Consider the following 24,745-nt stretch of genomic DNA (forward strand, 5'->3'; position numbering starts at 1 on the left):
CTGCTTCTCCTCAAGACCCGCCGCGCACCGCTGCCCAGCAATCGCGGACCTCCTGCCGGGTCTGCTCCAGCTGCGCAACCACCGCGTCCCAGCTCTCGAGCTTGAGCGCGCGGGCGATCAGCGCCTGCGTGGCGAGGCCGGGCGGCTGCGCATCGGGCGCGACCAGGCGCATCGTCACCAGCAGGCGGGTCAGGAAGTCATGCGCCGGGCGCATCGCGGCCGGCAGCAGCCCCTTCCTCACCAGTTCGTCGATTGCGGGCCCTAGCCGCGATTCGAAGCCTGTGTGATGAAGCAATTGCGTCACGTGCACCGCGAATTCGAGATCGACCAGCCCGCCATCGAGCAGCTTGGCATCGAGCGGCCCCTTGGGCGGCTTGTGGCCGGCCATGTCGGCGCGCATCTTCGCCGCTTCGGCGGGGATGTCGCGATCGGGCCGGGCGCCACCCAGAACCGCGTCGATGATCGCCTGCACCTTGCCGCGCGCCGCCGGCGAGCCATAGACCGGGCGAGCGCGAGTGAGCGCCATATGCTCCCAGGTCCAGGCGTCTCCGCGCTGGTATTTCTCAAATCCCTCGAGCGAGACGACCAGCGGCCCCTGCGCGCCCGAGGGACGCAGGCGGGTATCGACTTCGTAGAGCGGCCCGGCGGGAGTCGGCACCGAAAGCGCTGCGGTGACGCGCTGGCCGAGCCGATTGTAATACATCACCGCGCCGAGCGGCTTGGCGCCGTCGCTCTCCGCCGCATAATCGCCGGTGAAGAGATAGACGAGATCCAGGTCCGAGGCATGGGTGAGCGCCTGCCCGCCCATCCGCCCGAGCGCGAGGATCACCAGCTCGCTCTCCGGCACCGCACCATGATTGCGCGAGAATTCCTCGACCGTCGCCGCGGCCAGCGTCTCGATCGCCGCCTCGGCGACGCGGGCATAGCCGCCGGAGACTTCCAGCGGATCGCTGACCCCCGCGACGATTTGCGCGCCCAGGGCGAAACGCTTCTCGTTTACGAAGCGGCGGACGAACTCGAGCTGGAACTGATAGTCCGACCCCGGCTCCCAGCCGCGCATGCCGGCGGCGAGCGCTTCGACATCGGGAACCGGCTCCAGCGCAGTCGCGTCGATCAGCCCGTCGAGCAGTTCGGCACGGCGACCCAGCTGCTCGGCGAGCGTCGGCGCCAGCGCGAGAATCTGGCCGAGCAATTCGGCCAGGCCAGGTTGGGCTTCGAGCAGGCGGAAGAAATTGATCGCGCTCGGCAGGCGCGAGAGCATCGCGTCGAACCGCGTGATCGCGTGGACGGTGTCGGGCGCCTTGGCGAAGGCCTGGATGAGCCCGGGCAGCACGGACTCCAGCGCCTCGCGCGCCGCGGGCGTGCGGAGCGCCGGATAGGTGCCGCCGCGCCAGCCCTGGACGATCCGCGCGGCCGCGACCGGATGCTCGAAGCCGGCGGTCCCCAGTTCCCCCTCCAGCGCCTCCGTCTTGCTCGGCAGGCGCTGCTCGCCCTCGCCGGCCAGGCTGTCATAGACCGTGCCGACCCGCACGACATGCGGGCGCAGCAGGTCGGTCAAAGCGGTGCCATCGGCCAATCCCGCCAGGCGCGCGACATTGTCGAGCGAGGCCGGGTTCTCGGGCAGCTGGTGGGTCTGGCGATCGTCGACCATCTGGAGCCGGTGCTCGATCGTGCGCAGCGTGACATAGGCGTTGGTGAGGTCGCGCGCCTCGTCCTCGCCGATCCGCCCTGCCTCGGCCAGCGCGGCAAGCGCATCACGGGTGGCGGGGGCTCGCAGCGCCGGCTCGCGGCCGCCATGGATGAGCTGGTGGATCTGCGCGAAGAACTCGACTTCGCGGATGCCGCCCCTGCCCCGCTTCAGGTCATAGCCCGGGCCGAACAGCTGGGACTGCGAATAATGGTCGCGGATGCGGCGGCTGATGTCGCGGATCTCACGGATCGTGCCGTAGTCGAGCGCGCGGCGCCACACGAACGGGCGAATCGCATCCAGGAAATAATCGCCCAACGCCCGGTCGCCGGCACAGGCGCGTGCGCGGATGAAGGCGGCGCGCTCCCAAGGCAGCGCCTGGCTTTCGTAATAGGAGATCGCCGCCTCTACCGGCAGCACGATCGGGGTGGCTTCGGGCGAGGGCCTGAGGCGCAGATCGACACGCAGCACATAGCCGTCGCCATCGCGCGCCTGGAGCAGCTCCACGACGCGGCGGCCGATGCGCACCGCGGCTTCCTGCACATCCTCGCGCGGGCGGCAGGGCAAGGTCTCGGGGTCGAAGAGCAGGATCGGGTCGATATCCGACGAGTAATTGAGCTCGCGGCTGCCCTGCTTGCCAAGCGCGATAGCGGCGAAGCCCTGGGGGGAGGCATCGGGGGTGCGCTCAAGGATCGCCGTGCGAATGGCACGGTCCAGCGCATCGTCCGCGAAATCGGTGAGCAGGTGGGTGACGCGCGTGAGGTCGAACCGGCCGGACAGATCGCCGAGCGCGACGACCAGCGCGAGCCGCCGCCGCTCGATCCTCAGGCGCGCGCCCGGCGTCCGCTCCCCTTCGAAATTTCGCGCCGCGGCGAGGGGATCGGCAAGTGCCATCTCCAGGTTGCCGACCAGCTCGGCTTCACGGCCAAGCAGGTTCTCGAGGAAGGGAGCATGTGCCTGCGCCCGGGCGACGGCATCGGCAAGATCAGCGGAAGAAGAAGTTTCCGTCACGGAATCAGTCACCTGCGAAACGATGCGTTACAATCTGTCAAGCAACAAAAAGAGAACTGAATTGTTCTAGCAATATGAGCCACTCGACCTCATCGGCCACCGACGCCCAGCAGCCCGCATATCGGGTCGAGGCGCCGCGCGCCAGCGACGCAATCGCGCTCTCGCTGCGCGATGCCTATGCGCGCGAGCTCGGATTGCCCGACGACATGGCCGCGATGCTCCGGCAGCTCAATCGCGACGAATCGTACGCCAACTGAATTTCAAGTTCGGAGGAGTGAAAAGGCCGCGCTCCCTTTTGGGGAACGCGGCCTTTGAACCTTGGGGCTGAAAGCCGGCCTATTTCGCCGGCAGGTCGCGATCTCGGCTGAGATCGTCGACCTCGGCCATGATCGTGTCGAGCGCAGTCTTCCCCTCGGCGGTGCCAGGCTCGATGCGGCGCGACGGCAGCTGGCCTTCGGACAGGAGATGCTCGAGCGCGACTCGGCCACGCGCGACGCGGCTCTTGATCGTGCCGACCGCCACCTGGCAGATTTCGGCCGCTTCCTCGTACGCAAAGCCGCCTGCCCCGACCAGGATCAGCGCTTCGCGCTGCGGCTGGGGAAGATGAAGCAAGGCGCGCTGCATGTCGGAAAGCTCGACATGGCGATCCTGGCTGGCCGGGGCTGCGAGCAGCCGGTCGGCGACCAGATCGTCCCACTCGCCCTTGAAGCGCGCGCGGCGCATCTGGCTCAGATACAGATTGCGCAGGATGATGAAGGTCCAGGCACGCATGTTGGTGCCGGCCTGGAAGCGCTTGCGCGCCGCCCATGCCTTGAGCAGCGTCTCCTGCACCAGATCGTCGGCCAGGTCCCGGCTTCCCGACAGCGAGCGCCCGAAGGCGCGCAGATGCGGGATTACCGTTGCCAGCTGCTTCTTGAACTCGGGATCCGAGAGCGAAACATGCTCGTACGGCGCCTCGGTCCCCGTGTCCTCAGGCTCTTCCGACTGACTCATTCGATCCCGCTTGTTTAGGTGGGCCGGATGGAACCGGCCCTTTCCAGAAATAGGTGTTGCAGCAGCGATTGCCAGCATAGCATGCCCCTCGCTTTCGTTCTGCTCAGAAAAGAAGAATGATCGCGAACGCGACGATAACCAGTACCAGGCCGATGCCCAGTACATAGCGCGTCATATGCGGCGTGGCGCCGGCGCGGGCGTCTTCCGTGTCGAGATGGACGGATTTTTCGTTCTCAGCCATGCCATCTCAACCAACGAAATCCGTTTTGGGTCCGTACCATATGGAACCCGCGCCGGTTTTTTCGCAGGATATCAGGCGGGGACGGTCGCCTGATCGAAGAACAGCGCCTGGCTGATCGTCGTCTTCACGGTCTCCCGCTGGAACGGCTTGGTGATCAGGAAGGTCGGCTCCGGGCGCTCGCCGGTGAGCAGGCGCTCGGGGAAGGCAGTGATGAAGATCACCGGCACCGAGAATTCGGCCAGGATGTCCTTCACCGCATCGATGCCCGAGCTGTCGTCGGCCAACTGGATATCGGCCAGCACCAGGCCCGGCCGGTCCTCCATCGCCAGCGCCACGGCTTCGTCGCGCGTGACGGCGACGCCAGTCACCTCATGACCAAGGTCGCGGACGATCTGCTCGAGATCCATTGCGATCAGCGGCTCGTCCTCGATGATCATCACGCGGGTACGCGTCTGACGCTCGATCTCGGCCACGGCCTCCCCAACGAGTTTCTGCACCTGTCCTGCATCCTCTTCGATCAGATAGCCCGCGTCCTCGATGCTGAAGCCCTCCACGGTGGTGAGCAGCAGCGCCTGGCGCGACAGCGGAGTGAGTTGGGCGAGCCGCTTGCGGGCGATCGCCTCATTCTCATTGGTGGTGTCTTCGATGACGTCCTCTTCCTCGAGGTGCGTCGACTGCCAGATCGCCTGGAAGGTGCGATACAGGCCAAGCCGCGGATCGACTTCGCGGGGGAACTGATCCGGCGCTGCGACGATTGCCTCCAGTGCCGCGCGCACATAGCGGTCGCCATCGGCCTGGCTGCCGGTGAGCGCACGCGCATAGCGGCGGAGCAAGGGAAGGTGCGGCGCGAGTTGCTGTCCAAGCGACATTGTAGAGTCATTCTCCATACGAGTGCGGAACGGGGTTGTTTCATCCCCGTTCCAACCTTGCAAACTTCAATTTATGCTACCCGTAGGAGCCCCTCCCCGGAATATGCATCGCCTGTGGAACAAACGACGGGCTATTTGGTTTCATGGCGGATGCTGCGTAGTGTTGCTGCTCAGACGTCGGCGCCATGCGACCGGTGTCTTTCGTTCAATTCCGGACATTGCATCCGGAAGAGGTCGCTTTTAGTCCGGGCCGTGGCTGGGGCCATGGCACAGGGGGGAATTGGTGCGTTCCGCGGATGACAATATGAAAAAGCCGCCCAAGTCTGATGGCGGGAAGGAAACCGGTCGCCCGGGTCGCAATGTCGGCCAGGCGCTGCAACAGGCTTATGATGAGGCCTTGAGCGAAGCCGTGCCCGACGATCTGCTCGACCTGCTCAAGAAGCTCGATTAGTCCGGAGGTGATGGGAATCACGGACGACGAAACACGCGCCGGCGTTCGCCCGGCCGCGGCGCTGGGGGCTATGCCTACCGGCGCCAAGGTGTTTTTCTACCTGATCCTCAGCCTGTTGCCGCTGGCGCTGATCGCGCTGTTCACCACCCTGCAGAGCACCCGCAATTCGGATACCGAGGCACGCGCGCGCCTTGGCGCCGCGGCGAGCGAGAGTTCGGGCGTGCTGCGAGACCTGCTGGTCAATCACGTCAGTCAGCTCTCCAGCGCGATCGAGGCCCTGGAAGTCAATCCGCATGATGCTCCCGCCTGCACCCGCCTCGCCGGCACCTTCGCCACCGCTGCGGGCGCACGTTTCGCCATCACCGACAGCAATGGCCAGCTGATCTGCGGGCAGAATTTCGCGATTGCCGGCAAGCAGGTGCTCCAGCCGCGCCAGGTTCGCACCGCGCTCACCGACGACGGGATGACGCTTCGCATCGGCGGCAAGGCCGGGGGCACCGCCACCGCCTTCTATCCGGTCAGCGCGCTGGCGACGATCACCCAGCCAAGCGGTTTCGTGCCCGACTATGGCGCGGCGCTGGTCCGCCATGGCGACCGGCTGGCGCTGCGCAAGCTCGAAGGCGCAGGTCCGCTCGCCCGGCGCGAGACGATCCCCAACGATCTGGGCATCGACGGCGTATCGCTCGAAATGTCGATGCTCGGCACCCCGATCACCTCGCCGATGATCATCAATACCATAGTGCTGGTGCTGATGTGGCTCGCGGCCGCCGGGATCAGCTGGCTCGTGGTCGATATCCTGCTGATCCGCCCGCTACGTCGCCTGCGCACCAGCGTGGGCGCCTACAAGCCCGGCGAAGTGCTCGACATCAAGCGCCTGAGCGACATGCCCGCCGTCGAGATCCGCGAGCTGGGCGACACGTTCCGCGAGATCACCAGCACGGTGCAGGAGCATGAAAAGGACCTGGCCGAGGGCCTGCTGCGCCAGACCAAACTGACCCGCGAGGTCCATCACCGGGTGAAGAACAACCTGCAGGTGATTGCGAGCCTTATCAATTTCCACGCCCGCAGCGCCAAGAGCGAGGAAGCGAGCGAGGCCTATGCCTCGATCCAGCGCCGCGTCGATGCGCTCGCCGTGGTCCATCGCCACCATTATGCCGAGCTCGAGGAAAATCGCGGGCTCGACCTGCGTTCGGTGATCGGCGAGCTGGCTGCGAACATCCGTGCCACCGCGCCGGAGCGGGCCCAGGGATTGAGCGTCGTGCTCGAAATCCAGCCCGTGCTGGTAAACCAGGATGTGGCGATCGCCGTCGCCTTCCTGCTCACCGAGATCGTCGAGCTGGCGATGAACTGCAATCCAGCCGCGCACATCCGCATCGCGATCAAGCTGATCGACGACGACGATACCCGCGCCCTGTTGCGCGTGACTTCGCCTGCACTGGTGGAAAGCGCCATGCTCGAGGGCCTGGTGGAGAGCCGTTATGGCCGAGTGATCGGCGGCCTTGCCCGTCAGCTACGCACCAAGCTGCACCACGATCCGCTGACTGGCGCCTATGAAGCGGCGATCGCGATCACCGGCCGTCCCTGAGGCAAAACCCCGGATAAAAAAGTTCGAAAAAAATTCGAACTGCGTGGAACCCCAGACCGGATGGTCCGTTTTGTACTTCGGATAGTGACCTTTTGCCCCCCCGCTCTCGCTATCCAAGACATGGGCCCGGAAGCGTCAACCCTCCCCCCCCGGTGACGCTTCCGGGCCTAAAACTTTTCGGGGCCTCCCAATCTCCCAAATCACAGTGCCTGGCTCCGCCAGGGGCCGGCGATTTGCTCCGCAGACGGAACGTTTGCGCGGCGCCGCGCATTTGATTCCCGACCCCTTTGCGGTCCGGTATTTTGGAGAGAGTTATGCGTAAGATCATCGCATGTGCCGCCCTTGCGGGCGCGGTGCTGGTTTCGGCCTGCAACACGGTCGAAGGCGTGGGCAAGGACGTTTCCTCGGCGGGTTCCACCGTCGCCAAGACGGCCGACGACGCCAAGTAAGCCAGTCGCAAGAAGCTACGAAGGCCCCTCCCCTGCCCGGGAGGGGTTTTTCGTATCAGGCGACCTCGGCCGCTTCCGTCTTTTCCTGGGCAGTCCGCCGCCGGCGGGTGAACCAGATCGCTACCAGCGACAGGAAATAAAGGCCGACCAGCGGGAAGGCGAGCAGCAGCTGCGAGCCGATATCGGGTGGCGTCAGCACCGCGGCGATCGCGAAGGCAGCGACCACGGCATAGCGCCAGGCGCTCTTGAGCTGCTCATAGCTGACGATCCCCGAACGTTCGAGCAGCATCAGCAGCACCGGCAACAGGAAAGTGATGCCGAAGGCGAACAGGAACTGCATCACGAAATCGAGATATTTCTCGGCCTCGGGCAGCGCCTCCTGCGTGACGCCGCTGTTGCCCAGATTGCCCTGATAGCCGAGCAGAAAGTGCAACGCCGTGGGGATCGCAACGAAATAGGCGAGCGACGCGCCGCCAATGAATAGCAAAGGTGTGGCGAGCAGGAAGGGCAGCAGCGCCTTCTTCTCCTGCTTGTAGAGCCCCGGCGCGATGAACTGCCAGAGCTGGGTCGCGATCACCGGGAAGGACAGCATCATCGCGGCGAAGAACGCCACTTTCAGCTGCACGAAGAAGGCACCGAAGATCTGGGTGAAGACGATCTTGTTCTGCCCCGCCGCTGCGAGCGGATGGACGAGGACGCTGTAGATCTCCTTCGAGAAATACATCGAAACGAAAAAGGTCACGAGCAGCGCGGCCACGCAGTAAAGCAGGCGGCGGCGTAGTTCGATCAGATGCTCCAGGAGCGGCTGCTGGGTGTCGTCGATGTCCCTCATTCGGCTGCCTCGGCCTTGGGCTTGCGGGCGCGCGGCTTCGATGCGGGCTTGGGCGCAATCTCGGACGGAGCGGCAGCGGATGTCTTGCGCGCGCGTTGCTTCGGCGCAGGCTTGGCGACCGCCTCTGCCGCCTCGGTGGCGTTGGCAGGCGCCTTGCGGGTACGCTTGGGCTTGGGCGCGGATACACCGGGCGTCTCGCCGGTGATCGCCGGCTGCTCGACCATGACGGGCGCCGCATCCTCGGTAACGAGGTGCACGTCAGCCTCAGGCGCGGGAAGTGCCGCGGGCGGATGCTCGGACATGATCCGCGCATTTTCCTCGGCCCATTGCTTCTCCAGCTCGGCCAGCTCGGCTTCACGGACCATGGTGTCGAAGCCCGAGCGGAATTGGCGCGCAACGGCGCGCGCCTTGCCGAACCATTTGCCCACGAAGCGCATCGCCTTGGGCAGATCCTTGGGCCCGATCACCAGCAGCGCCACGATGGCGACCACCACGAATTCGGGCGCGTTGAAATCTAGCATCGATTAATTCGCCAGAAGCGGCCCCCGGCACGCAGGCCGGGAGCGGAAGATCAGAGCTTCTCGTCGCGCGCGGGCTCGGCCTCGCGCTGCACGGGCGGCTCGGGCGCGGCCTTGCCTTCGATACGGGTCGCCGGCTTGTCGTCGTCGTCCTCCGTCATGCCCTTCTTGAACTGCTTGATGCCCTTGGCCACGTCACCCATCATGTTCGAGAAGCGGCCGCCGCCGAGCAGCAGGATCGCGACCAGGCCCAGCAGAAGCCAGTGCCAGATGCTGCCCATACCCATAACGAAATCTCCTTGATTCAAGCCCTATCTAGGCTCCGACGGAACCTGCGGCAATGGCCGAACGGCCCCTATTCGTCGTCTGTTACACTTTCGATTTCGGCGGGTTCTGGGTCTTCGTTCCCTTCGCCGAGCGCTTCGATGGCGAGATCGACCGGATCGAGCAGGCCGGCGGCCTTGAGATCGTCCATCCCCGGCAGATCGCGCCGGCTGGACAAGCCGAAATGGGTGAGGAAGCCCGGCGTGGTGGCATACATGAGCGGTCGCCCAGGCACTTCGCGGCGTCCGGCGGGGCGCACCCAGCCCGCTTCCATCAGCACGTCGATCGTGCCCTTGGAGATCTGCACGCCGCGGATCGCCTCGATCTCGGCGCGAGTGACGGGCTCGTGATAGGCGATGATCGCCAGCGTCTCGATACCGGCACGGCTGAGCTTGCGGCTCTCCTCGCGGTCGCGGCGCAGCAGATGGGCGAGGTCGGCGGCAGTCTGGAAATGCCAGCGGTCACCGCGGCGGACCAGCTCGATGCCGCGTCCGGCATAGAGCGCCTCCAGCTCCGCCAGCGTCGCGCGTACGTCCAGCTCGGGGCCGACATGCGCGCGGATCTCCTCCACGCTCAGCGGGTGCTCGGCGGCGAAGATCACGGCTTCCACCGCGCGCGAGGCAGCATCCTGGGGAGTCATTCGGCGGCCTTGAGATAGAGAGGGGCGAAGGCCGATTTCTGCCGGAGCTCCACCCTGCCCTGCTTGGCCAGTTCGAGCGCGGCGACGAAGGACGAGGCGAGCGCCGACTTGGCGAACGGACCGCTCGCGTCCTCGGGCAGGAAGGACTGGAGCGTGCTCCACTCGATCCGCGTGCCGATCAGCGACGAGACGCGCGCGATCGCCGCCTCCAGTGTCATCACGTCGCGGTGGGCGACGACGTGCATCACCGGCCTGGTGCGCGCGCTGATCCGGCCATAGGCGGCGATCAGGTCGTATATCTCGGCTTCCCAGCGCGCCTTGCGCAGCACGCGAAGCCCCTCGGGTGCCGCGCGCAGGAACACGTCGCGACCGGTACGGTCGCGCGCCACCAGCCGCGCGCCGGCCTCGCGCATCGCGTTCAGCCGCTCGAGGCGCAGCTGCAGGCGCAGCGCCAGTTCCTCGGGGCTCGGCGTCTCTTCGGGATTGCGCGGCAGCAGCAGCGCGGACTTCAGATAGGCGAGCCAGGCGGCCATCACGAGATAGTCGGCGGCCAGTTCGAGCTTCAGCTCGCGCGCCTGGTTCACGAAGCCGAGATATTGTTCGACAAGCTGGAGGATCGAGATCTGGCGCAAATCCACCTTCTGCGTACGCGCCAGCGTCAGCAGCAGATCGAGCGGCCCTTCCCAGCCGTCGATATCGATCTTCAGAATGTCGGGTGTTTCGACGTCCATCGCCGGACTTAAGCAGTCCCGGCGCGCCCGCTCAATAGAGTTGGCCTTCGGAGGCGATATGGAAGGGATCGGTGCCCGGCGTGCAATCGGGCCGGATGGGCAGCCGCTCGACCAGCAGTTCGGTGTCGCGCATCTCCACATTGCCGTTCGCGGCGATGCAGATGTCGGAGCGAAACAGACTGGTCTTGAAAACGACTGATGCCGTTAGCAGGATCGTGCCCTTGTCGATTCCGCAATAGAGCACCGGCCGGATCTCCACCGCCGCGGCCGCGATCTCGGCCGGACCGGCATCGGCGTGCCAGGCCAGGTCCTGACCCGATTCAACGATCCGGAACCGCCCCTGCGGGCCGCCGACATGATCGAAGAAGAAGGCGGCATAGGCCGGCGCATTGTCGGGATCGACGTCTATGCCGAACCGAGCATTGTGCGCATAGATCGGCTTGTTGCTGTGATCGAGAAGCACCGCTTCGCCGCGCGCCATCAATGCGAACCGGCAATTGGGTACCCCCCGGCTCTGATCAACTATCTTCACCAGATCGGTATCGGCATGGAAGAGTAGCGGCGCGGACCAGACCTGCACCGTCTTGGGATCCAGCGGCGACGGCCGAACCTGATCGTTTACCGCTCCAAGTAACTTCTTCGCCTCGCCTTCCTCGACGTGGCGCCACGCATAACTACGAAGCTTCATGCTCGCTCCCCCGCGAGTGAACAATCCCCGCGAGAGAGCATGCAGGCCGGCTCCTGTCCCGGCAATGAACTGAATCAAATCAGCGCGAGCAATTCGTCCCGTTTTGCCACGAGTTCGCGGAAATCGGTGTCGGGTTCGTCGGCCCCCGTAGTCGCCATCGCGCGATCGAGCCGCTCGATGCACTCCGGCGTCGTATCGGGCAGCAGGCCGGTGATCTCTATCATCTCGTCCATCCGCGCCCAGCAATCGAGCACAACGTCGCAGCCCGCGGCCAGCGCCTGCGTCGCCTTCTCGCCGGGCGTGCCCGAGAGCGCCTTCATGTCTATATCGTCGGTCATCAGCAGCCCGTCGAAACCGATCCGGCCACGGATGATATCGCCGATCACCTTGGGCGAGAGCGTCGCCGGGCGCTCGGCGTCCCAGGCCTCGAACACGACATGGCAGGTCATGCCCATCGGCGCGTTCTTCAGCGCTTGGAAGGGGGCGATGTCCTGCTCCAGCGCGGCGGCATCGACCTTGACGCGCGGCAGTTCGAGATGGCTGTCGACCAGCGCGCGACCGTGGCCGGGCATGTGCTTGACCACGCCGACCACGCCGCCCCGACGCAGCCCTTCGATGCAGGCCTGGCCGAGCGCGGCGACCCGCATCGGCTCGGCGCCGAACGCACGGTCGCCGATCGCCTGGGTGACTTCGGGCGTGACCACGTCGAGCAAGGGCGCGCAATCGACGGTGACGCCCGCCTCCGCCAGCATCAGCCCAAGCGCGTGGTAATTCGCCCGCGCCGCCTCGATCGCCGAGATCGGCGCGATATCGTAGAGCCTGCCGAACACCTCGCCTGCCGGAAAGGCCGGCCATTCGGGGGGCACCATCCGGCTCACCCGGCCGCCCTCCTGATCGATCAGGATCGGCAGATCGGCCCGGCCGCTGAGCTCGCGCAGCTCCTCGGTGAGCGCGCGCATCTGGTCGCGGCTCTCGCAGTTGCGCTTGAAGAAGATATAGCCGAGCGGATCGGCGTCACGGAAGAAATCGCGCTCCTCGGCCGTGAGCGACAGGCCGGATACGCCGAAGATTACTGGCTTCATGCGCCCCTCCTAGCGAAGCGGGAGCCGCCGGATAAGCCCCTCCGAGCTGGTTGGCCATGCCTGCGCGGCATGGCCTCGACCTCAGTTCGCCACGTAGCAGTTCTCGCCGGCAACCTTGAGCTTGCCGCACAGCTCCTTGGCCTGGCCGTTCGAGCCCGTGTTCACCCGCAGGCGGAACACGGCCTTGCCGTCCTTCTCGCCGCGCTCGACCGACTTGCCGAGCGGCGCCAGATAGGAAAAGCGCTTCGAGAGCCGCGCCCAGGCGGCGTTGGCGCCGCCTTCGTCCGGGAAGGCACCGAGCTGGATCAGCGCGCCCGATCCCGCCGCCGACGTAGCGGCCGGTGCAAGCGCAGGGACGCGCTTGGGCTGGTCCGCAGCAGTCGTACCCGACGGGATGGCGACCTTGGCGGCCTTCTCGCCGGTCAGCGACGGTGCCTTGTCGGCGACCTTCCTGCCATCCACCGGCGCTTCGGGAAGCGCGTTGGTGTCGATGCTCGAATTACCGGCATTGCCCTGGCTGGTCGCGAAGACGGTGTCGCCCTCGCCTTCCACCTTCATGCCGCCCGGCTCGTCGGGCTTGACCTTGTACTCGCCCGCCGGCGCGGCGATCAGCTCGCCATTGCCGACCAGACTGCGTTGCTTCTGATACCAATAATAGCCGAACGCCACCGCGCCGATGACGGCGAGGAGCAGGAGGACGAGCAGAAGAATACGGCCGAAGGACGGGCCTTCGCGATAGTCCTCCTCCACCGTCTCGAGCCAGGGAAGGCGGTCATCGTCTCCGAATCCGGCCTCCCCCCCACGCATATTCATTCCTTACATCTCCTGGACGGCCTCTACGCCCATGATGCGGAGGCCATTGCGGATAATCTGCCCGATAGAACGCGCCAGATAAAGCCGCGCGCACGTTAACCCCGCCTGATCCACAATCAGGAATCGACGGCTCGCATCATCCTTCCCAAGATTCCACAGGCTGTGGAGCTCGCCCGCCAAGTCGTAGAGATAGAAAGCAATTCGGTGCGGCTCCCGGGCCGATGCCGCAGCCTCGACGATGCGCGGGAACTGCGCCGCCGCCTGCACCAGCCGAAGCTCTTGTGTATCAAGCAGAGACAGGTCCACATCGGGACACTCGATCCCCGCCTCGACGGTCCGCCGCTGCAGGGAGGCGACCCGGGCATGCGCGTACTGCACATAGAACACCGGATTGTCCTTCGACGCCTCGACGACCTTGGCGAAATCGAAGTCCATCTGGGCGTCGGCCTTGCGAGTCAGCATGGTGAAGCGGACCACGTCCTTGCCCACTTCGTTCACCACGTCGGCGAGCGTGATGAAATTGCCCGAGCGCTTCGACATCTTCACCGGCTCGCCATCGCGCAGCAGCCGGACCATCTGGACCAGCTTGACGTCGAACTTGGTCTCGCCGCCGGTCAGCGCCTGCACTGCCGCGACGATGCGCTTCACCGTGCCGGCGTGATCGGCGCCCCAGATGTCGATCAACGCGTCGGCCGACTGCGCCTTCTGGAAGTGATAGGCGAGATCGGCGCCGAAATAGGTCCAGGCGCCGTTCGACTTCTTGATCGGGCGGTCCTGGTCGTCGCCGAACTGCGTCGAGCGGAACAGCGGCAGCTCGACCGGCTCCCAATCCTCGGGCGTCTCGCCCTTGGGAGCCTCGAGTACGCCGTCATAGACATAGCCGCGCTCGCGCAGCCACGCCTCGGCCTGCTCCGGCTTGCCCGCGGCCTGCAGCTCCGCCTCGGACGAGAACAGGTCGTGATGGATGCCGAGCAGCGCCAGATCGGCGCGGATCATGTCCATCATCGCAGCGACGGCCTCCTTGCGGAAGATCCCCAGCCACTCGCTCTCCGGCGCGCCGACATATTTGTCGCCGAACTCGGCGGCGAGCTTCGCGCCGACGGGCTTCAGATATTCGCCCGGATAGAGTCCCTCGGGAATCTCGATCGTCTCGCCCAGCGCCTCGCGGTAGCGCAGCTGCGCCGAGCGCGCGAGCACGTCGACCTGGCCGCCGGCGTCGTTGACGTAATATTCGCGGATCACCTTGTGCCCGGCGAACTCCAGCAGGGTCGCCAGCGCGTCGCCCACCACCGCGCCGCGGCAATGGCCCATGTGCATCGGGCCGGTCGGGTTGGCCGAGACATACTCGACATTGACCGTCGTCCCCGCGCCCACCGTCGAGCGGCCATAATCGTCACCGGCGTCGAGGATCGTGGTCAGCTCGCCGCGCCAGGTGTCATCGGTGAGCGTGAGGTTGATGAAGCCCGGACCGGCGATCGAGACCGCCGACACTTCGTCCAGCTTCTCCAGCTCGGCGGCGATCTTCTCGGCAAGTGCGCGCGGATTGGTGCCGGCCGGCTTGGCGAGCACCATCGCGGCGTTGGTCGCCAGATCGCCATGCGACGCGTCGCGCGGCGGCTCCACCGTGACCGCGCGTCGCTCCAGCCCCGCGGGCAGGTCGCCGGCGAGGACGAGCGCATCGAGGGCCAGGTTCAGATGCGCGGTGAAGCGTACGTAGAGCGTCATTCAGGGTTCCAGCAATCAAGGAAGCGCGCGCCTTAGCGGATGCGGCTGAAACTTCACAGCCCCCGCCCAAACTTCCCTAAGCTCGCGCTTGCCGGGTATAAAAACAGCAGCCGAAGTTCCTACTATGTTCCATGCGGCTATGGCAGGTTCCGGGCCTGTAGGACAGCCTCTATTCGGCCGCGGCGACGGCGCGGGCCTTGCTCGGCTGGACTCCGTTGAGCAGCAGCGCGGCAAGCGGCGACCGCCGGACGATCAGGCGGTGCGCCAGATAGGAAAGCCATCCCGCCAGCCCCACCGTCAGCACATAGGCGGCATAGGGATCGAGCCGCAGCGGATCGAGCAGCATGTCGAGCAACAGGATCATCGGGAAGTGCAGCATGTAGATGGTGAAGCTTGCATCGGCGACGCGCCGGAACAGCGCCGGCGTCTCGCGGATCCCCAGCGCCGAACGCAGGATCAGCACGGTGACCGCGGGCGGACACAGCCCGGCGGTGATCACGTTGAGCGGGCTCATCGGCGTGGCGAACAGGCCGTCGCTCCCGCCAGGCAACATGCGCGAGGCAAGGCAGAGGGTGAAGACCAACGCGAGGACGGTGAGCGCCGGCCCGGTGCGCGCCGTCACCCGGCGAAGCAGTGCCGGCGCCCCCGCCAGCACCAGGCCGAACAGATAGAGCGGCGCGAAGCTGACGATCTGGTGCAGCGTCCAGACGGCGTTCCGATACGGCCCGGCAAACGCCGCCAGCGCGACGATCGACTGGACCAGGATGGTCGTCACCAGCCCCACGCCGAGGATCATCATCGTCACCGAGGGACGCTTGTCCTCGACCCAGGCATCGATCGCGGCGAACAGCCCGGTTTCCCGATCGGTGCGATACAGCCAGACGGTCAGCGGCGCGTAGAGCAGCAGATCGACCAGGAACCAGAAATGCCACCAGCCCAGCGCCGGCAGGCCCGGCACCGCGCTGCCATACCAATGCCAGCTGAGGCACATGCTCATCAGCGGCGCGAGGACGAACAGCCCGACGATCGCGGGGAAGCCGATCTGGAAGAGCCGCCGCGCCAGCCAGGCATCGGCGCCATGCTTGCGGACCGCGTACAGGCTGAGCAGCCCCGCCACCGCGAAGAAGGCCCCCATGCGGAAGTTGGCGGATATCCGGGCGATCAGATCGAACAGGGGCAGGTCGACTTCCTGCACCATGGTCGCATGCAGAAAGATTCCAGCGAGCATCAGCAATGCCCGCCAGTTATCCAGCCCGGCTATACGCTCGCCTTGCAAGATCATCCCCCAGGTGCCGCGAAATGCAGCGTGGCGAGGCTGATCTAGGTTAAACTACTTAATCAGTTGTTCCGGTTTCGCACCGAATTGGCGGACACCGCGATTTTTCAGGTCCTGCCCGGATTGCAGCGTTCCAGTACGGCGGGCGTGAAGCGCGCATCGAGCGTTCGGCGCAACGCGACCTTCCAGCGCCGGTATCCCTCGTCATTGAGGTGCAGCCCATCTTCCTTGAAGAATGGTCCCGGCCGGCCGTTCTGGAGCAGAAGCGGCACGATATCGACATAGGCGATGTCCGTCCGCTCCAGCGCGATACCCTTGGCCGCGACATTATACTGCTCCTGCCCCGCGCGCTGGTCCCACCGCGTCGGGCTGGGCTTGAGCGAGATCAGGAAGACCGGCGTCTTGCCGAACAGGCGCGACTTGATAGCCAGGAATTCGCGCAGATCGGCCACCGCGTCGTCCACGCTGCGGCCAAAGGCGAGGTCGTTGTCGCCGGCGTAATAGACGATCGCCTGGGGCGCGTGCTTCGCTTCGTCATGCGCGAAATGGAGATTGAGCTCGGACATCGTCGCCCCGGCGATGCCGCGGTTCTGCGCCGTCCAGGGCTGGAGGTCCTCCTGGAGCGAGGTCCATCGGCTCATCGACGAGCTGCCGACGAACCACAGCACGCACGCGCCCTCGCGCGCCGAGGCGCCGGGCAGCGGCTCACGGGCCCGCATCCACATATAGGTGCCGAAGATCCCCGCGAATATCGCGAGCGCGAGCATGCACTTGCCGAATGCGGCAAGCGCCGTGCGCCAGGGAGCTGCCAATACTGGTTGCGTGGACAAGCACGACCCTCAACTTGCAATCCGCGCAGCATAGCGGCTGCTGGTTAAGGACGGGTTGGCGGGCTTGCCTGCGATATCAGCGCATTACCCAGTTTCCCTCGCCGCGGATGACACCGATATCACCTTATCGGCCACGGCGGCGCGCTTTGCGGCGTCGAAAACGGGACGCACCGAGGAAAATAGCGCGTAGTTCCAATATCCTGGACTGACGTCATACCAGCACAATCTACGCCTTGACTGCATCTGACACCGGTATCAAGATAGATGGTGGAGAATGGATCAGGACAAACCTGACCATCATATGGGGAGAGGCGAAATGAAACTGCGCGCCACAGGTGCGAGCATCGCACTTATACTGGCATTGTCGGCATGCAACGGAAGCGACAGCGGCTCGGTCGCGACGCCGACGCCGAGCCCGAGTGCCACACCTACGCCCGGCGCCGCGGTTACGGGCGTCCTGCCCGCCAATGGCGAGACAGCCGCGTACAAGGACACGCTGCTCAAGCTGACCTTCGCCGGCGCACCGGTGGCGACCGGCAGCGGGAAGATCCGAGTCTACAAGAACGACGGCACGCTGGTCGACACGATCGACACCTCGGCGGACGTGGTCGTCGCCGGCGGCGAGACCCAGGTCGCGCTCGGCAACGGCAACACCGAGATCGACAAGATCGGCAACGGCGTGCCCAGCCTGACCCAGTATCGCTTCACCTATTATCGCCCGGTCAAGATCGCGGGCAACACCGTGTCGATCAAGCTGCACGACAATGTGCTGGCCTATGACACCTCCTACTACGTCACCGTCGACAAGGCGGCGTTCAACGGTTCGTTCAACGGTTCGAGCACCTTCCAGGGCATCAGCGGCGCGACCGCGTGGACCTTCAAGACCAAGTCGGCGCCGACCTCGACGACCGCCGTCACGGTGGATGACGACGGCGCGGCGGACTTCCGCTCGGTGCAAGGCGCGCTCAACTACATGATGACCGTGGGCTGCAGTTCGTGCGGCGCCGGCAACGCCGCCGCCAAGACGATCGCGATCAAGAACGGCACCTATGACGAGCAGCTGTTCCTGCGCAACGTCAGCAACCTGACGATCACGGGCGAAAGCCGTGCCGGCACGGTGGTGACCAACAACAATTGGGAAGCGTTCAATCCCGGCGTGGGCGGCAGCCGCGCGGCGGCGAACACCACCTTCACCAACATCGGCGGCGCGTCGGCGCTGGGCAACCGGCTCTCGCTGGGCGGCGGCCGCGCAGTGTTCCTCGTCGAGGGCGGCGACCTGATCAAGGTGAGCAACTTCACGATGCAGAACACGCATGTGAAGGACGCGACCCAGAACAGTCAGGCGGAGGTGATCTATTACAACTCCGCCAACATCAACGGATCGCGCTTCATCGGCACCGACATGAACTTCCTGGGTACGCAGGATACGCTGCAGATGAAGGGTTGGGTGTGGATCTACAACAGCCTGGTCGCCGGCGATGTCGATTTCATCTGGGGGTATCCCTATGCGATGGTGCTTGAGAATTCGGAGCTGCGCACGGTCTATGACCCGTCGGCACCGACTTCGGGCGGCTATGTCTTCCAGGCGCGCTCGGCAAAGGGCTATCCCGGCTTCGTGGTGCTCGGCGGATCGCTGACCGCCGATGGCACCGTGCCCGCCGGATCGACCTATCTCGCGCGTTCGGGCGGCGTGTACCAGGCGGGCGGCTATTGCCAGACGATGCTGGTGCTCGGCGGCGGATCGGCGGCGAACGGCACGCAATATTGTGACAATGTCGCCTATGTCGGCGTGAAGATGGGTGCCCATGTCGCCACGGCGGGCTGGTGGATCAATCCGATCCCGAACCTCTTGCCGAGCGCGAGCGAAGGCTGGCGCGAGAGCGGTTCGCTCAATGCCGCGGGCACCGCGCTGTCGATGACCGGCCGCAACACCACCTATGGCAGCAGCACCGCCAACCTTTCGGGGATCAACACCCGCGCCAAGGCCTTTGCGCAGTGGAACGGCACGGTCGGCTGGAACCCGGCACCCTGACCTATCCGGGCGCCATCGCGGGGACTTCCCCGCGATGGCGCCCGATATCTTCGCGGCGCCTCAGCTTCGCGGAGGAACGACTCGGTCGAGGTGGAGATAGCCCGGATCGAAATCGCCGATACGCGCCAGCTGATCGAAATCGAGGATACGGACCGCGCGCTTGGCGCGCTCGATCAGCCCTTCCTGCTCGAGCGCCTTGAGCGTCCGGTTGACATGGATGCTGGTCAGCGCGAGCGCATCGGCCAGCTGCTCCTGCGTCATCGGCAGCGTGAAGTCGCTGGCCGAGCCCAGCCCGGCAACCGACAGGCGGACATTGAATTCGCACAGCAGATGCGCGGTCCGCGCCCGTGCATCGCGGCGCCCGACATTGAGCGTCCATTCCCGGAAGATCGCGGCATCGACCAACGTCTCGTACCACATCGCCTGGCCGACCAGCGGATAGTCGGCAGCGAGCTGCTTGACTGCGGCGACTGGGATCATCGCGACTTCGACCGAGGTCAGCGCCTGGATATTGTGATCCGAACGGCGAAGGATCGAGTTGTGGAGATCGACCACATCGCCCTTCATGTGGATCGAGAAGATCTGGCGGCCGCCATTGCCGGCGATCTTGTGCCGGATCGCGAAGCCCGAGATCAACAGGCAGCAATGGGTGGGCCGATCGCCCTCACGCACGATATATTCATGGGCGCGCAGCGTGCGGACGATATGCGGAAGCGACAGGATCGCGGCCTGCTCCCGCGTGTCCAGCGACAGCCAGAGCTGCAGCTTTTCCAGCATCGGCGCGAGAGCAGAAGATGTCACGATTCGCTCCTTTCTGACGGGAGCGCATCGCATCTCTCAGCCATCGACAGCCAAGTGTCTGGCCGATGGTGAGCTTATCCTAGACCACAACCTTTGACGTGTCGCTGCATTATTAAACTAGGAAGCTAATCCATATTATCTTATGCGTCATCGATCGCCGGTTTCGTCCTTGAGCGCCCGCGGCTGGGAGGCCCTGTACTCTCGCTCGACGGAGGACGAACATGCTCAACGGACTCCCCATTCTCATCGTCGAAGACGAGCCGATCGTCGCCCTCGAGCTCATGCTCGCGATCGTCGAGCTGGATGGCCGGCCCGTAGGTCCCGTCGAAACCGTCGCGGCCGCTCTGGAACTGGTCAAGGAAGTGCCGGTCAAGGCCGCGATACTCGATGCGAACCTGGCCGATCGGGACGTCACGCCGCTGGCGCTCACGCTGATCGAGCAGGCGGTGCCGTTCGTGATCTACTCTGGAAAGGGATTGCCGGACGAACTGGCGACGCGGCATCCCGACCTGCCCCTCGTCATGAAGCCCGCCCGGCCGACCAAGGTCCTCGCTGCGCTGCTCCAGCAGGTCGCGCCAGGTCACGACATGCTCGACGGGGATCAATTGCACTAATCCACCCGCTAGCGGGGGTCCCCCCGGCGACTGAGCGCCGGGGACAAGGGCATCAGGCGCGCAGCAGATCCTGCATCGGCTTGGCCAGTTGCAGTTCCGGGAACAGCTTCCTGGTCGCGGTCTGCGGCATCAGGTCGAAATGCGCGGCGACGGTCGAACCGATCACCGTGTCGAGCCCGGTGGTGGGCTTGAGATCGCGATTCTCGTAGAGCGACGCGTCGGCCAGGCCCGGCCAGTCGGCGAGCACCCTGCCCCCGTTGACCGCGCCGCCCATCAGCATCGCGCACGATCCGGTGCCGTGATCGGTCCCCTGCGTGCCATTGACCTTCACCGTGCGGCCGAACTCGGTAGCGACCAGCACCACGGTGTTGCTCCACAATGGCCCCAGGCCCGTCTGCAACGCGCCGATCATCTGGTCGAGGCCGTTGAGCTGCCCCGCCAGGCGCCCCTTCTGCCCGGCATGCGTGTCCCAGCCGCCGGTCTCGATCATCGCGATGCGCGAGCCGTTCTCGGCCGAGAGCATCTTGGCGGCCAGCGCGCCGGTATCGGCGGCGTTCTTGCCGTTGTTCGAGGCCAGGTCGCTGGTCAGCACCTTGGTCGCGGTCGCCTGTTCCCAGATGCCGTGCAGTTGCTGGTCGCCCTGGTACATCTGGCTGACGCGCATCAGCAGGTCGTCCGAGGCGTCGGGCAGCGACGAGGGCGCATAGCTCGCGACTTCGACCGGGCCGCGCAGCGCCAGCGGCACCGTCGCGGCGAGCGCGATCGCCTTGTCGTCGGCCGGGAGCATCGAGAGCAGCCGGTTCAGCCAGCCGTCCTTGACCTGATAGGCCGAGGTGCCGCCGGTCTCGAGCACGTTCTGCCCGTCGAAATGCGAACGGTCGCGATAGGGCGAGGCGACGGCGTGGAGGAACAGCGCCTGCTTGGCGCCGTAGAGCCCGTAGATGTTCTTCATCGACGGATGCAGCGCGAACATGTCGTTGAGCTTGGGCGCGGTAGCGAAATCCTCGGCGAGCTGGCCGCGCTGGCCGGCATAGGCGGGGTCGCCCACCGGCGCGACGGTGTGCAGGCCGTCGGCGGCACCGCGCTGGATGATGAAGACGAAGCGGCGATCGGTCTTCGCCCGGGCAAAGGCCAGGTTCGAGCCGAAGCTGGTGGCGAGGACGGCGGAGGCGCCCAGCGCCACGAAGGTACGACGGGAAAGAGCAGTCATCGGACTTACCTCCGCATGAATTCGGGCGAGACGAGCATCAGGGCGAGGCCCTGGCCCGGACTTTCGGCACGGGCGATCGACTGGGCGGTGCCGGGGCTGAGCGCGCCCGGGAAGAGCTCCGTCGCACGCGCGCGGGCGTCGATCAGGTTCTTGGTGCGCTGGGCCATGCGCTCGGCCGCCTCGACGCGGCGCATCACTGCGTCCGGCCCGGCCCAGGCGCCGGCGACATCGTCCCAGCCCGCCGGCGAGCCCGGCTTCCAGGTCGGCTGGCCGAGCTGGCCCATCAGGCCGTTGACCGCATTGGCCTGCACCTGCTGCGTGCCGAGCGCGCGCATCGCCGAGATCGACCATTCCCAGGGTGACTTGAACTTGGCCGGCACCGGCGACCAGCATTCGGGCGCCGCGATCAGCGCACGGTAGACCGTAGGCAGGTCGCCGCCCGAGGACAGGAACGCCTTTTCGAGCCTGGCGACCAGCGCCGGGGGCGGATCGTCATTGGCGAAATGGCGGGCGAGCTTGGTGGCGATATGATGCGCGGTCGCCGGATGGGTGGCGAAGAAGTTCAGTACCGCGGCGGCCTGGGCCTCGCCCTCCTGCCCCCATTGCCTGCCCAGGATCGTGCGCGTGCCCGGCTCGTGCACCCGGTCGGCGAAGACGAAGCTGCCGGGCTCGCCGCCCAGATTGCCGGCCCCGCGCGCACGGCCGATCCCGGCCAGGGTGAAGCCGGTCATCGCGCGGGCGAATTCGGTCACGTCCGCCTGGGTGTAGACGCTGCGCACGCCGAGCGTGTGGAGCTCCATGATCTCGCGCGCGAGATTCTCGTTGAGCCCGCCCTTGCGCGCCTTTTGCCGTTGCATCGCCGGGCTGTTGGGGCCGACCGACACCGCCTGATCGAGATAGAGCAGCATCGCCGGGTGGCGCTCGACCGCGTTGAGCATGTCGCCGAACTTGCCCATCACATGCGGGCGGATCGCCTCGAACTCCAGCGTGCCGGAGAGGCCGACCAGCTCGAGCTTGTCGGCGGAGACAGCGAAATGGTTCGCCCAGAAATGGACCAGCCGCTCGGCAAAGGGCGTCGGCGACGTGATCGCGGTCAACGCACGGGCAGAGACCATGCCGACATAATATTGCTGCTGGACACGCCGCGCCTCACGCCGGGCGAGCATCGCCGCGTCCTCGCCCTGGTAAAGCGGCTTGGCCGCGGGCTGCATCGAGGCCCCCGGCTGCATGCCCTCCTGCATCGTCGCCGCACCTTCGGCCATCGCGGGCTGAGCAGCGGCAGGCTTGGCAGGCAGGGCAGGCTGGGGCTGGCCCTTCGGCTTGGGGTTTTCCAGGCGGAGCAGGCGCTGGCGCTCGTAGAAATCGGCGAGATCCCGCGCCACCTGGGTGCTCGGCACCTGCGAGGTGATCGCCTGGGGCCTGGGATCGAAGGCCGCGATCTGCGCGGCCAGCCATTTGCGGGGATCGCTCCCGGCATCCTCACCCGGGCGGGCGCCGAGTCCGAAGCGATTTAGGGCGATACTGGCGTCCGTCATGCGACTCCCCTGCGATCTTATATTTCAGGCCTAGACCTAAACTGTCGCAGAAGTTTGCCATAGATTCGGTTCACCGCCAGCCCGCCCCGCCTGGTCGCTTGCGTTTCCTGCACTCGCCGAGGCCGCGCTTTGCGGTTGCTGGATTTGCTGCATCGCAACATAAGTTGACGCAAGAACAGAACAATTTGGATGCCGATCTGGCTCTTTACCAACAAGGAGAAAGATCGTGACGAAATTCCTTTTCACGGCAGCTGCCGCCGCACTGACCTTCACTGCCACCGCCGCGATCGCCGGCGAGCGCACCTTCACCCATGAAGGCGTGACCTACACCTATTCGGTGACCAGCAAGGACAAGGCACAGGTCCTCGAAGGCAAGACCAGCCAGGGTGGCGAATTCCGCCTGAACGTGAAGAACGGCTGGGTCGACGGCTACGTCAACAGTACCCGCGTCTCGTTCCGCGCACCCAAGGAAAAGACGCCGGCGCAGCTCGCAGCGCGCTGAGCATTTCCCGCAAGGGGTAGAAGAGGCCGGGGCGGCGACGCCTCGGCCTTTTCTCGTAAGGGGAGGGACCTTTCCGCCAGCCGTCACCCTGAACTCGTTTCAGCATGACGAAGAAGGATTGCCTCTGCCCTAGAAACCTTCGGGCAGGTCGATCTTTCCGACAAGTTCGCGGTAGCGCGCCACGGCATAGCGATCGGTCATGCCGGCGATGAAATCGGCGATGTGGCGGCTGCGGGCGGGTTCCGCCGCCGGCAGCGCATCAGCCCATTCGGCCGGCATCTGCGCCGGATCGGCGCGGTAGAGCGCGAACAGGCCGGCCACCACAATGCTCGCCGCATCCGCCGCGGCGAGCTGGCTGGGATGGTGGTAGAGATTGGCGTACATGAAGCGCTTCAGGCCACGCTCCGCGTCGCGCATCGGCGCCGAGAAATGAGCGAGCACCTGGCCGGCTGCGCGCACGTCCGCCACCGTCTCGACGCCGCTCTCCTTGATGCGCGCGCGGGTGGCGTCGATCAGGTCGTTGACCATCGCGCCGATCTGGGCGCGGATCAGCTCCCCGATCAGGCGGCGGCGCTCGCAGCCCGGGAATTTTGCCTCGACCTGGCGCCAGCCCTGCTCGATCATCGGCACCTCGAACAGCTGGTCGAGCTGGAGCAGCCCGGCGCGCAGGCCATCGTCGATATCGTGATTGTCATAGGCGATGTCGTCGGCAATCGCGGCGACCTGCGCCTCGAGCGACGCCCAGCTCTCCAGTTCGAGCGGGAATTGCCGGTCGGCCTCGGCCAGCGCCCATTCGGGCTGGACGATCGGACCGTTGTGCTTCGCCAGACCCTCGAGCGTATCCCAGGTCAGGTTGAGCCCGTCCCAGGCCGGATAGGGCCGCTCGATCGCGGTCAGGGTACGCAGCGTGTTGCCGTTGTGATCGAACCCGCCCTGCCCCGCCAGCGCCTCGCTCAGCGCTTTCTCGCCGGCATGGCCAAAGGGCGGATGGCCGATATCGTGCGCCAGGCACAGCGCCTCGGTCAGGTCCTCGTTGAGCCCCAACGTGCGCGCGATCGCCCGGCCGATCTGCGCGACTTCGAGGCTGTGGGTAAGGCGCACGCGGAAATGATCGCCATCGGGCGCCATGAACACCTGGGTCTTGTGGCGCAGGCGCCGGAAGCTGATCGAGTGGATGATCCGGTCGCGGTCGCGCTGGAAGGCATCGCGCGGCCCGCGGGCGGTGCCGCCGGGCTCGGGATGGAGACGCCCGCGGCTGGCTTCGGGGGTGGAGGCCCAGGAGGCAATTGCTTTCACCGGGCGGCTC

At 65.9% G+C, this 24,745-nt stretch carries 26 protein-coding genes; 7 read left to right on the top strand and 19 right to left on the bottom strand.

The window, feature by feature from the left end:
* Positions 1-10 precede the first annotated feature (10 nt).
* The gene (locus tag AC1RPL_RS03760) at positions 11-2,710 is read right to left on the bottom strand and encodes a bifunctional [glutamine synthetase] adenylyltransferase/[glutamine synthetase]-adenylyl-L-tyrosine phosphorylase (protein ID WP_493067912.1); all 2,700 of its coding nucleotides are present in this window, start codon (positions 2,708-2,710) and stop codon (positions 11-13) included.
* A gap of 62 nt (positions 2,711-2,772) precedes the next feature.
* Between AC1RPL_RS03760 and AC1RPL_RS03765 the strand changes: the two genes are divergently transcribed.
* Entirely contained in the window at positions 2,773-2,955 is a 183-nt protein-coding gene (locus tag AC1RPL_RS03765; RefSeq protein WP_493067913.1) for a hypothetical protein, read from the top strand.
* A 79-nt stretch (positions 2,956-3,034) separates the two neighbouring features.
* On the opposite strand, the gene AC1RPL_RS03770 is transcribed toward AC1RPL_RS03765, so the two are convergent.
* The 3 genes from AC1RPL_RS03770 to AC1RPL_RS03780 all read right to left on the bottom strand — a co-directional run bounded on the left by AC1RPL_RS03770 (position 3,035) and on the right by AC1RPL_RS03780 (position 4,801).
* On the bottom strand, positions 3,035-3,691 hold the full coding sequence (locus AC1RPL_RS03770) for a sigma-70 family RNA polymerase sigma factor (RefSeq protein WP_493067914.1): 657 nt from the start codon (positions 3,689-3,691) through the stop codon (positions 3,035-3,037).
* A gap of 103 nt (positions 3,692-3,794) precedes the next feature.
* A complete protein-coding gene (locus tag AC1RPL_RS03775; protein WP_277769608.1) occupies positions 3,795-3,932 on the bottom strand; it encodes a hypothetical protein in 138 nt (45 codons plus the stop codon).
* Between the two features lie 71 nt (positions 3,933-4,003).
* Entirely contained in the window at positions 4,004-4,801 is a 798-nt protein-coding gene (locus tag AC1RPL_RS03780; protein ID WP_493067915.1) for a response regulator, read from the bottom strand.
* Between the two features lie 304 nt (positions 4,802-5,105).
* Between AC1RPL_RS03780 and AC1RPL_RS03785 the strand changes: the two genes are divergently transcribed.
* From AC1RPL_RS03785 to AC1RPL_RS03795, 3 genes are all read left to right on the top strand, one after another.
* Complete coding sequence (locus AC1RPL_RS03785; RefSeq protein ID WP_493067916.1) at positions 5,106-5,252, top strand: NepR family anti-sigma factor; 147 nt, start codon at positions 5,106-5,108, stop codon at positions 5,250-5,252.
* Between the two features lie 10 nt (positions 5,253-5,262).
* Complete coding sequence (locus AC1RPL_RS03790) at positions 5,263-6,837, top strand: sensor histidine kinase (RefSeq protein WP_493067917.1); 1,575 nt, start codon at positions 5,263-5,265, stop codon at positions 6,835-6,837.
* Between the two features lie 314 nt (positions 6,838-7,151).
* Entirely contained in the window at positions 7,152-7,286 is a 135-nt protein-coding gene (locus AC1RPL_RS03795; protein ID WP_493067918.1) for an entericidin A/B family lipoprotein, read from the top strand.
* Positions 7,287-7,341: 55 nt separating this feature from the next.
* Here AC1RPL_RS03795 and tatC read toward each other — a convergent pair whose 3' ends face one another.
* From tatC to AC1RPL_RS03850, 11 genes are all read right to left on the bottom strand, one after another.
* Positions 7,342-8,118, bottom strand: coding sequence for a twin-arginine translocase subunit TatC (gene tatC / locus AC1RPL_RS03800; RefSeq protein WP_493067919.1), 777 nt, complete (start codon positions 8,116-8,118; stop codon positions 7,342-7,344).
* A complete protein-coding gene (gene tatB / locus AC1RPL_RS03805; protein ID WP_493067920.1) occupies positions 8,115-8,639 on the bottom strand; it encodes a Sec-independent protein translocase protein TatB in 525 nt (174 codons plus the stop codon). The genes tatC and tatB overlap by 4 nt, the downstream gene beginning before the upstream one ends.
* Positions 8,640-8,689: 50 nt before the next feature.
* Positions 8,690-8,923 carry a twin-arginine translocase TatA/TatE family subunit gene (locus AC1RPL_RS03810; protein ID WP_493067921.1) on the bottom strand — a complete coding sequence of 78 codons (234 nt, stop codon included), beginning with the start codon at positions 8,921-8,923 and terminating at the stop codon, positions 8,690-8,692.
* A 68-nt stretch (positions 8,924-8,991) separates the two neighbouring features.
* Entirely contained in the window at positions 8,992-9,600 is a 609-nt protein-coding gene (gene scpB, locus AC1RPL_RS03815; protein WP_493067922.1) for an SMC-Scp complex subunit ScpB, read from the bottom strand.
* A complete protein-coding gene (locus AC1RPL_RS03820; protein ID WP_493067923.1) occupies positions 9,597-10,331 on the bottom strand; it encodes a segregation and condensation protein A in 735 nt (244 codons plus the stop codon). The genes scpB and AC1RPL_RS03820 overlap by 4 nt, the downstream gene beginning before the upstream one ends.
* Before the next feature lie 31 nt (positions 10,332-10,362).
* Positions 10,363-11,019 (bottom strand): hypothetical protein, encoded by a 657-nt coding sequence (locus AC1RPL_RS03825; RefSeq protein WP_493067924.1) that lies wholly within the window; start codon positions 11,017-11,019, stop codon positions 10,363-10,365.
* Between the two features lie 74 nt (positions 11,020-11,093).
* Positions 11,094-12,101: a beta-N-acetylhexosaminidase gene (gene nagZ / locus AC1RPL_RS03830; RefSeq protein ID WP_493067925.1), complete on the bottom strand. Its 1,008-nt coding sequence runs from the start codon at positions 12,099-12,101 to the stop codon at positions 11,094-11,096.
* An 81-nt stretch (positions 12,102-12,182) separates the two neighbouring features.
* A complete protein-coding gene (locus AC1RPL_RS03835; RefSeq protein ID WP_493067926.1) occupies positions 12,183-12,908 on the bottom strand; it encodes an SPOR domain-containing protein in 726 nt (241 codons plus the stop codon).
* A gap of 9 nt (positions 12,909-12,917) precedes the next feature.
* The gene (gene argS, locus AC1RPL_RS03840) at positions 12,918-14,639 is read right to left on the bottom strand and encodes an arginine--tRNA ligase (protein ID WP_493067927.1); all 1,722 of its coding nucleotides are present in this window, start codon (positions 14,637-14,639) and stop codon (positions 12,918-12,920) included.
* 169 nt (positions 14,640-14,808) lie between these two features.
* Positions 14,809-15,921, bottom strand: coding sequence for an acyltransferase family protein (locus tag AC1RPL_RS03845; protein ID WP_493067928.1), 1,113 nt, complete (start codon positions 15,919-15,921; stop codon positions 14,809-14,811).
* A gap of 101 nt (positions 15,922-16,022) precedes the next feature.
* On the bottom strand, positions 16,023-16,727 hold the full coding sequence (locus AC1RPL_RS03850; RefSeq protein ID WP_493067929.1) for a GDSL-type esterase/lipase family protein: 705 nt from the start codon (positions 16,725-16,727) through the stop codon (positions 16,023-16,025).
* Positions 16,728-17,061: 334 nt separating this feature from the next.
* On the opposite strand from AC1RPL_RS03850, the gene AC1RPL_RS03855 reads away from it, so the two are divergent.
* Positions 17,062-18,777, top strand: a complete 1,716-nt coding sequence (locus AC1RPL_RS03855; protein WP_493067930.1) for a pectinesterase — start codon at positions 17,062-17,064, stop codon at positions 18,775-18,777.
* 60 nt (positions 18,778-18,837) lie between these two features.
* On the opposite strand, the gene AC1RPL_RS03860 is transcribed toward AC1RPL_RS03855, so the two are convergent.
* Positions 18,838-19,578, bottom strand: coding sequence for a Crp/Fnr family transcriptional regulator (locus tag AC1RPL_RS03860; RefSeq protein ID WP_493067931.1), 741 nt, complete (start codon positions 19,576-19,578; stop codon positions 18,838-18,840).
* Between the two features lie 221 nt (positions 19,579-19,799).
* Between AC1RPL_RS03860 and AC1RPL_RS03865 the strand changes: the two genes are divergently transcribed.
* Complete coding sequence (locus AC1RPL_RS03865) at positions 19,800-20,192, top strand: response regulator (RefSeq protein ID WP_493067932.1); 393 nt, start codon at positions 19,800-19,802, stop codon at positions 20,190-20,192.
* A 52-nt stretch (positions 20,193-20,244) separates the two neighbouring features.
* Here AC1RPL_RS03865 and AC1RPL_RS03870 read toward each other — a convergent pair whose 3' ends face one another.
* Together AC1RPL_RS03870 and AC1RPL_RS03875 are read right to left on the bottom strand one after the other, a co-directional pair.
* Positions 20,245-21,402, bottom strand: coding sequence for a DUF1501 domain-containing protein (locus AC1RPL_RS03870; RefSeq protein ID WP_493067933.1), 1,158 nt, complete (start codon positions 21,400-21,402; stop codon positions 20,245-20,247).
* A gap of 5 nt (positions 21,403-21,407) precedes the next feature.
* A complete protein-coding gene (locus AC1RPL_RS03875; protein ID WP_493067934.1) occupies positions 21,408-22,937 on the bottom strand; it encodes a DUF1800 domain-containing protein in 1,530 nt (509 codons plus the stop codon).
* Between the two features lie 226 nt (positions 22,938-23,163).
* On the opposite strand from AC1RPL_RS03875, the gene AC1RPL_RS03880 reads away from it, so the two are divergent.
* On the top strand, positions 23,164-23,439 hold the full coding sequence (locus AC1RPL_RS03880) for a hypothetical protein (RefSeq protein WP_493067935.1): 276 nt from the start codon (positions 23,164-23,166) through the stop codon (positions 23,437-23,439).
* Positions 23,440-23,568: 129 nt separating this feature from the next.
* On the opposite strand, the gene AC1RPL_RS03885 is transcribed toward AC1RPL_RS03880, so the two are convergent.
* Positions 23,569-24,735: a deoxyguanosinetriphosphate triphosphohydrolase gene (locus AC1RPL_RS03885; RefSeq protein ID WP_493067936.1), complete on the bottom strand. Its 1,167-nt coding sequence runs from the start codon at positions 24,733-24,735 to the stop codon at positions 23,569-23,571.
* Between the last annotated feature and the right edge of the window lie 10 nt (positions 24,736-24,745).

It is taken from the genome of Sphingomonas sp. GW821-FHT12D09 (assembly GCF_058807215.1).